General features: G+C 60.6%; 7 protein-coding genes and 1 pseudogene. 2 read left to right on the top strand and 6 right to left on the bottom strand.

Annotation, left to right across the window (positions count from 1 at the left end):
- Positions 1-185, top strand: a 185-nt coding sequence (locus tag GKC28_RS26215; RefSeq protein WP_217434187.1) for a hypothetical protein, incomplete at its 5' end; no start/stop codon positions are given.
- 252 nt (positions 186-437) lie between these two features.
- Here GKC28_RS26215 and GKC28_RS22415 read toward each other — a convergent pair.
- The 6 genes and pseudogenes from GKC28_RS22415 to GKC28_RS22385 form a co-directional block, all read right to left on the bottom strand.
- Positions 438-683, bottom strand: a pseudogene (locus tag GKC28_RS22415) (transposase); the annotation flags it as partial.
- A 38-nt stretch (positions 684-721) separates the two neighbouring features.
- Positions 722-1,324, bottom strand: a complete 603-nt coding sequence (locus tag GKC28_RS22410; protein WP_174149203.1) for a plasmid pRiA4b ORF-3 family protein — start codon at positions 1,322-1,324, stop codon at positions 722-724.
- Positions 1,321-2,946, bottom strand: coding sequence for an IS66 family transposase (locus GKC28_RS22405; RefSeq protein ID WP_174149202.1), 1,626 nt, complete (start codon positions 2,944-2,946; stop codon positions 1,321-1,323). Before GKC28_RS22405 ends, GKC28_RS22410 begins: the two co-directional genes overlap by 4 nt.
- Positions 2,947-3,006: 60 nt before the next feature.
- On the bottom strand, positions 3,007-3,357 hold the full coding sequence (tnpB, locus tag GKC28_RS22400; RefSeq protein WP_174149201.1) for an IS66 family insertion sequence element accessory protein TnpB: 351 nt from the start codon (positions 3,355-3,357) through the stop codon (positions 3,007-3,009).
- Positions 3,354-3,755 carry a transposase gene (locus tag GKC28_RS22395; RefSeq protein WP_174149200.1) on the bottom strand — a complete coding sequence of 134 codons (402 nt, stop codon included), beginning with the start codon at positions 3,753-3,755 and terminating at the stop codon, positions 3,354-3,356. The genes tnpB and GKC28_RS22395 overlap by 4 nt, the downstream gene beginning before the upstream one ends.
- 391 nt (positions 3,756-4,146) lie before the next feature.
- Entirely contained in the window at positions 4,147-5,016 is an 870-nt protein-coding gene (locus GKC28_RS22385) for a hypothetical protein (RefSeq protein WP_174149199.1), read from the bottom strand.
- Positions 5,017-5,142: 126 nt separating this feature from the next.
- Between GKC28_RS22385 and miaB the strand changes: the two genes are divergently transcribed.
- Positions 5,143-6,465 (top strand): tRNA (N6-isopentenyl adenosine(37)-C2)-methylthiotransferase MiaB, encoded by a 1,323-nt coding sequence (gene miaB, locus GKC28_RS22380; protein WP_174149198.1) that lies wholly within the window; start codon positions 5,143-5,145, stop codon positions 6,463-6,465.
- Positions 6,466-6,553 lie beyond the last annotated feature (88 nt).

Genomic DNA, 6,553 nt, shown 5'->3' with positions numbered 1-6,553 from the left:
GATACTTCTTGATCGTGTTCCGCGATAATCCCGTCGCCCGCGCAACAGACCGGATGCTGCGTCCCTCAACCAATACCCATCGTCGGATCTTCGACACGCTTTCCATCAGTAACACCTGCTCTTTCCTCCGCACTTTTAGTGCGGATGTTAACGAAAACAGGTGGGTCAATTTTACTCGCTCATAACCCACCAAAGTGGGTCAATTTTGCACGCCGATTCACAGCCGGGTTCGAGGTGGTGGAAGAACTGGCCATGTCCACCTTCTCCTTTGCCAAGTTCCTGATGTGGAAAGACCTGGTCGACCGGACGGACAATCTACGGCGCTAACCTGCACTTAAAGCGCCAGTCAGACGCCAAGCTGGTCATCAAGGACGGTCACCTTGAGATCGCAGGCTTCTACCCCCTCAACCTACTCCAGAAGCTATCCATGGAGCCGGATAGGGGATGGCCACGTTCAGTGTTCTTTGACGGCGACACAGGGTACTGAAGTCCGGCACCGTCCAGTCCAGACCAACAAGTTGCAACAGGCTATGCACGAACCCAGTCGTTTGCTGTAACGGCAAGCCAAATTGCACCTTCATAGTCAGACAGGTCTGGATCGCGGCATCGCTGAAGCTCTGTTGGCGACCGCGCTTCCCGGTCGGCGGAGGGACCCACTCCATGGCTGGATCGAACCAGATCGTCGTAACCATCCGGCGTAGACCACGGACGTGGGCAGTTCTCAGGTCGTGCCCTTGGGGGTTTGGGGTTTGCGGGGCCGCGGAGCCCATTTCTTTGTAAGCTGGTTAAGCCGCTCGACTATCCTGTCGGCCTTGGCATCTTCAGGATCAAACGCGCCACCCGACCAGCGGATCATGTCCTCGTGTTGCTCGTGGCCGGGATCGGCGAGGGCTTCGAGGAACTCTTCGTAGCCCCAGGCGCCGCCGACGTCCTCTGGCGGACAGGCGCCGGTGGCCTTGAGAAGCCGTGGGTAGAGCACGCCGGGGGTGGCATCGTTGACCCGCTCGACCCGGATGCTGTGGTCCCAGTCGTCGCCGAAGTCATAGATATACTGGATGGTCCTGACACCGGTCCCCTCGAGCACCTTCTCCAGCGTCGTTTTCTTCGCTGGCAACGGGCCATCATAGAACCCATCCGGATCTGGTACGCCCCAGCCAGCATCGCCGGCACGGAACTCATAGAGATGGGTATCGGTCCAGCCCATAGCTGCCTGCATAACCTCATGCAGCCGGTCGAGCCTGATCTTCAGCGGCACCTCGATATGGCGCATAGGCAGAGGATCAACGTCGTTCAGGATGATCCGCAGGCGGGCGATCAGGGTCATGCAGCTATCCTTTTCTCGGTCGGGGACCAGTTCCACGGCAATAGATCCGGCACACGGGATGCCGTCGTGCCGGGCAGCCGGGCAAGGACATCGGCCAGCCAGGCTTGGGGGTCCGCATTGTTCATCCTGGCAGTGACGATCAGGGAATACATGAACGCGGCGCGGTCGCCGCCGCGCTCCGACCCGGCGAAGAGCCAAGACTTCCGGCCGAGAGCAACGCCCCGCAGGGCCCGTTCGGCCGCATTGTTCGTCAGGCAAATACGGCCATCATCAAGGAAGCGGCTGAAGGCCGCCCATCGGTCCTTGGTGAACATGTAGCTGATCGCCTTGGCGACCGGGTTATGCTTCGACATCCTGTCGCGCTCCGTGCTCATCCAGTCGTGCAATGCCTCGACCAGAGGGCGGGACAGCCGTTGCCGGATGGCGTGCCGCTCTTCGGCGGGCAGGCCATTGATGCCGCGCTCGATGTCGAAGATCGCGTCGATCCGGGCCACCGCCTCCAGCGCCACGGGCGAGATGTCATGGGCAGGCTTGCCCCTGCGGATTATTCCTTTGATGTCGGCGAGTTCGAAGAATTTGCGCCGGGCATGGCTCCAGCACAGCGCACTGCTGACTGGCGCCGGGTCGCGTCCGGCGCGGTAGAGGTCGTTGTAGCCGCCATAGGCATCGGCTTGCAGGATGCCCTGCCACCCGGCGAGGTGCCGGTTCGGGTTGGCCATTCCGCGGTCACGGGAGAAGTGGAACAGAGCGGCAGGTGGAGCGCCGCCGCCAAAGGGGCGGTCATCCCTGACATAGGTCCAGAGCCGGGCAGTTTTTGTCCCGCCCTTTGCCAGCAGCGGCACCGTTGTGTCATCGCCGTGCAAGCGTTTTGCCTCAAGGACATGGGTCCGGATCAGCGCATGAAGGGGCTCGAGTGCAACGGTGCAGGCCCCAACCTGATCGGCAATCGTCGAAAGGCTGAGATCGACACCTTCCTTTGCGTAGCGTTCGGCCTGACGGTTCAAAGGCTGATGCTGCCCAAACTTCTCGAACAGGATCATCGCCAGAAGGTTTGGACCGGCCCAGCCACGGGGCGTGGGGTGGAAGGGCGCCGGCGGCTGGCTGATCTTCTCGCAAGCCCGGCAGGTGAACTTCTCACGGACCGTCTGGATCACTTTCCATTGCCGCGGGATCACCTCCAGCGTCTCGGTAATGTCCTCCCCCATCTTCACGATGCGATCTGAGCCGCAGCAGGAACAGGCCGTGGGGGCGTCGACCACCACACGTTCACGCGGCAGATGGTTCGGAAAGGGCTTGCGTGCCGGGCGGCGGCGTTCGAAGCCGGCCACGGCCGTGGTCTTCGTCAGCCTCATTGCCGCGATCTCATCCTCGGCAGCCGCAGCTTCGAGCTCCTCGAGCTGCATCTCCATCTGGTCGATCAAGCGGGCACGCCGTTCCGAACTGTGGCCATACTGTTCGCGCCGGAGTTTGGCGATCTCAAGCCGGAGATGCTTGATCATCGCCTCGGAGGTAGAGACCACCGCCCGGGCCTGCGCAAGTTCAGTCTCAGCAGCCTCGGCACGTGCTTCCGATGCCGCAAGTGCGGCGCGCAATCTGGCAATCTCGGAAGCGGCATCTGACATGGCCGAGACCTACCACGTGCGCTCCGCAAAACCTATGAAAATGAGGTCCATAAAGCCAATTTATCCTGCCTTTGCAGGGCGTTGTGTCCAGCGCGGATTGCGCCAGTCGATCCCCTCCAGCAGGTATCCGAGCTGGGCAGCGGAGATCTGCACCGCTTCGCCGGTCCCGCTGGCTGGCCAGATGAACTTCCCCGCTTCCAGCCGTTTGGTATAGAGCGACATGCCGACACCATCGTGCCAAAGCAGTTTGACCAGGTCGCCCCTGCGCCCCCGGAAGCAGAAGATCTCACCCGCATGCGGGTCGCGCCCAAGACCTTGCTGAACAGTCAGAGCCAGGGTGTTCATGCCGCGCCGCATGTCGGTCACTCCGCCCGCGATCCAAACGCGTACCCCCGCCGGGAAGGCGATCATCGTCCCTCCAGCACCGGAAGAAGCCGGGCCAGCATCTCGGGGTCCACTGTGGAGGGGACAAGGAGCCGGCGCCCGTTCCTAAGTACGATCTCGAGCTGGACATCGTCGGCTCCAGACTGTGCGACTGGTGTTGGCGCGGGCGTCCCAGGCGAAAGCGTCAACGGGATAAATGCCGGTGAGGTCTCGTCGCCAAGTTCCCCGTCCCGGTATTGCCGCCGCCATACCGTCAAAAGAGAGCGCGATACACCATGCCGCCGGGCTGTCGCTGCCACCTGGCGATGTCCCACAAAGCTTTCCTCCACGATCCGGATTTTATCTGCACCCCTCCAGTGCCGCCGGCGCGGAGCGTCAGCGGCGGAAAGGACTTCGATCTCAGGTCTGAACTTTTGGTCGGCCATAAGGTCGGACTTATCACCAGCACCGTAATCTCGTCAGACGGCCTCCGCCGGAGGCATACAGATCGTCAGCGATCCGCGCTGACACAGTGCTTCATTGTAAGCAGACCAGTTCGTGGTCTTGTACTTCGTCGGAGCCCAGCTGCTCATGCCTCCAAGCTATCATGCTGGATTCATGCAGTGAATCCCTCAGGATTTTTTGCAACAAGGCCTTGCACAGTGCAAAGTTATGGTCGAAACCGTGTGCAAAGTTTGTGGAACGAAATCCGAATTTTCCTGTATTTTCGTGCGCCGCAGTGCAAGGTTTCACCTGAACCTACAAAATCTGCGCTCATCTGCATATCGGCAAGGGTATACTGGTCAAGCCTTGCGATAGCAGTTTGATGCGCCCGCCTTAGAACCATTGTCCGGGTTCCATCAGGCCTAGGTCCAGAAGCTGGCGCGAGTGCCATTCAAACGGCGCGGAATTGTGCCAGCGGAAGGTTTCGATATCGAAAGAGGAGCCGGGATTCCGCTTGAGCGCTTTGGCGGTGCGGAAGGAGCAGACTGCGGCTGTCAGGTTGTGGTGCCAGGGGCACGCATATGTATTGTATTCCTGGTTGTTGAACGTGTGATCCGGCTGCAGCTGCAAACCCGGTTTGGCGCGGAACAGTGAAATACGATCGATCTTGCGGCTGGCCGCGGGGATGTGTTCTTCGAAGCGCCAGCGAACGCCGCCAAAGAAATCCAGCTGCCGCTCGCGCGGGTGTCCAGTTTCCGGGTCCTTCCGTGACTGCGCATAGTAACCGGACTTGTCGAGATACGCCTCTTCTAGGGACACCGCGCTTGGGCAAGCGTTCAGATCGCCGGCATAGAGGTCGATTACATAGGTGAGCATCGCATCCCGGCGTTCCTCGGTGTGAAACGTGAGCATCTCTCCGATCCCGCGGGACTCGCAAAACGGGTAGAACAGGTATTCCGCGTTATAGCAGTAGTAGAGCCAGCAGCCCGGCTCAGCCGCAGCGATGACTGCATTGACAGCGCTTGTGACCGCCCCTTCGATTCCGCAATCAAACGGCACCCTATGCACCATTGCGCGCACATCCGGAGGCAGGTCAAAGGCATCCGGCATCAGTGCCGCCACCGCCGTGAAGCCGCTTTGAATGTGGTGGCGCAGCGTGGTGGCTATCTCCGTTTCATCTTCAATGAAGATCAGTGCCACCGGTCCCTTAGCCAGTAGTGGTTTGCCCTGTTTCAAGAAATTCTGCAGCGAGGAATACATCATGCCGGTCTGCCCTGCCTTTCTGGCCTTTGCAGCAAAAATCGGGTAAATGCCGCTCCATTGCAAGCTGCGGCATTTGCCTGTATTGCAAGCCGCTGTTTACCCACCTTGGCTGGAAGGCTGACCTGCATGAGCGCCCCGAAGAAGCTGTTTATCAAGACCTATGGCTGTCAGATGAATGTTTACGACAGCGAACGTATGGCCGAGGCACTGGGCGGCAAAGGTTATGTCGAGACGAAATCGGCCGATGACGCCGACATGATCCTGCTTAATACCTGCCACATCCGCGAGAAGGCGGCGGAAAAGGTCTATTCGGAACTTGGCCGCTTCAAGGGGCTGAAGGCTGAGAAGCCGGACCTGAAGATCGGCGTCGCTGGCTGTGTCGCTCAGGCCGAAGGCGAGGAGATCATGCGGCGCCAGCCGCTGGTCGATCTGGTGGTCGGACCGCAAAGCTACCACCGTCTGCCGGAGATGGAGACCAAGGCGCGCGAAGGGGAAAAAGTGCTGGACACCGATTTCCCCGAGGAAGACAAGTTCGAAAAACTGAAAAAGCGCCCCAAGGCCAAGCGCGGCCCGACAGCATTTCTGACGGTGCAGGAAGGCTGCGACAAGTTCTGCGCCTTCTGTGTTGTGCCGTATACCCGCGGTGCCGAGGTCTCGCGGCCGGCAGACCGTATCCTGCGCGAGGCGCAGGACTTGGTTGAACGCGGCGTGCGTGAAATCACCCTGCTGGGACAGAACGTGAACGCCTACCACGGCGCAGGGCCCAACGGCGATCTCACCCTGGCGCAGCTGATTTGGGAGCTGGATAAAATCGATGGGCTGGAGCGCATCCGCTTCACCACTTCGCATCCGAACGACATGCAGGACGACCTGATCGAGGCACATGGCACCTGCGCCAAGCTGATGCCCTATCTGCATCTGCCGGTGCAGGCGGGGTCCGATAAGATCCTCAAGCGGATGAACCGCTCCCACACCGCTGAAAGCTACATCCGCCTGATTGAGCGTATCCGCGCCGCGCGGCCTGACATCCTGATCTCCGGCGACTTTATTGTCGGCTTTCCGGAAGAGACCGAGGAAGACTTCCAGGCCACCATGGACCTGGTGGAGGAGGTAAAGTACGGCACTGCCTATTCCTTCAAATACTCGACCCGCCCCGGCACCCCCGCGGCGGAGCGCGCGCAGGTGGACCCGGCGGCGGCAGACGACCGGCTGCAGCGCCTGCAAGCCTTGCTGACCCGTCAACAGCGCGAAGTGCAGGACAGCATGGTTGGCCGTGAAGTCGGTGTGCTGTTTGAAAAGGCGGGACGCTTGCCCGGGCAGATGGTGGGGAAATCCGACTACCTGCATGCCGTGCATGTCGCAGATTGCAGCCGCGGTATTGGCGAACTTGCCCGGGTGCGTATTGTGTCTTCCGGAGCAAACTCCCTGGCTGGTGAACTGATCTGCTGAGACCTTGTTTCGCTCGGCGAATCGCCCCGGCGGCCGGCCGGGGCAGTCCCAAGTCCGGGGCGCTCCGCAAAATTCCCCCGGCGCGATT

It is taken from the genome of Leisingera sp. ANG59 (assembly GCF_013317235.1).
Classification (GTDB): Bacteria; Pseudomonadota; Alphaproteobacteria; order Rhodobacterales; family Rhodobacteraceae; genus Leisingera.
The sequence above is the reverse complement of the archived record's forward strand: the minus strand, read 5'-3'. Positions and strand labels throughout refer to the sequence as shown.